Consider the following 912-nt stretch of genomic DNA (forward strand, 5'->3'; position numbering starts at 1 on the left):
CCGGCGGCGCGGCCACGACCTGGGGTGCAACCGGTTCGGGTGCGGGGGTCGGTTCCGGTGCCGGTGCGGGCGTCGGGGCAGGAGCCGGCGCGGGCTCGGCCGCCTTGGCGGCAGCCTCCGCCGCGGCCTGCGCGCGCTCGGCGGCGCGCTGGCGCTCCTCCTCGGCGGCGCGGGCGCGCTCCTGGTCCTCGCGACGGCGCGCGTCTTCCAGCGCTTGCATCCGCTGCTCGTCGGCTTCGCGCAGCAGACGCGCCTGGCGCTCCTGCGCCGTCTCGTTGGCGGGTGCCGGGCGCGGTGCCGGCGCAGGCGGTGCCGCCGGCGTCGGGACCGCGATTTCTGCCTCGGCGGCCGGGACCGGCGTTCCCGCTTCGCCCGCAGGCGCGGCTTCACCGGGGCGACGGAACGTCCGCGCCTTCTTGGTCTCGACGATCACCGTGTTCGAGCGGCCGTGGCTGAAGCTCTGCTTCACCTTGCCGGTCTCCACCGTGCGGCGAAGTCCCAGCGGCGCGCGCATGCCCAGCTTCGGCTTGTCGTTGTCGGTTTCGCTCACTCAAATTCCTCGCGTACGTCTACGGCCGGAGACGCCGGGTCTGAACCGGGCGCCGATGCGCCTTGCGGGGCCGTTCCGCAAGGGGCCGATAAGGATTCGGATCCGATGAAATGCAGCCATCGGTCGAGCGCTTCGCTCACCCGCTTTGCTGCGTGCCGGTCGGTCAGGGCGATGTGTACCACATTTTCGCGGCCCAGCGCCAACGACAATATGGTGCGTTCAACCGGTAGTGCCAACCCCTTCAGATCGGAACCTTCACGATCGCTGCCCACGCGCCAGGCCTGGGCCAGCTTGCGCCGCCCGTCCTCGCGCGCATCGGCGGCGTGATAGAGCGCCCGAAGCTGGCCGGATCGCGCCGCCGT

At 72.4% G+C, this 912-nt stretch carries 1 protein-coding gene and 1 pseudogene; both read right to left on the bottom strand.

Annotation, left to right across the window (positions count from 1 at the left end):
* Window positions 1-550: IF-2-associated domain-containing protein (locus BRX43_RS20040; protein ID WP_206433312.1), on the bottom strand; the 550-nt coding region annotated here is incomplete at its 3' end.
* Window positions 547-912: pseudogene (locus BRX43_RS20045) on the bottom strand (DUF448 domain-containing protein); the annotation flags it as partial. The gene BRX43_RS20040 and the pseudogene BRX43_RS20045, both read right to left, overlap by 4 nt.

Origin of the sequence: Sphingomonas sp. S-NIH.Pt15_0812 (assembly GCF_003951315.1) — a bacterium.
Lineage (GTDB): Bacteria > Pseudomonadota > Alphaproteobacteria > Sphingomonadales > Sphingomonadaceae > Sphingomonas.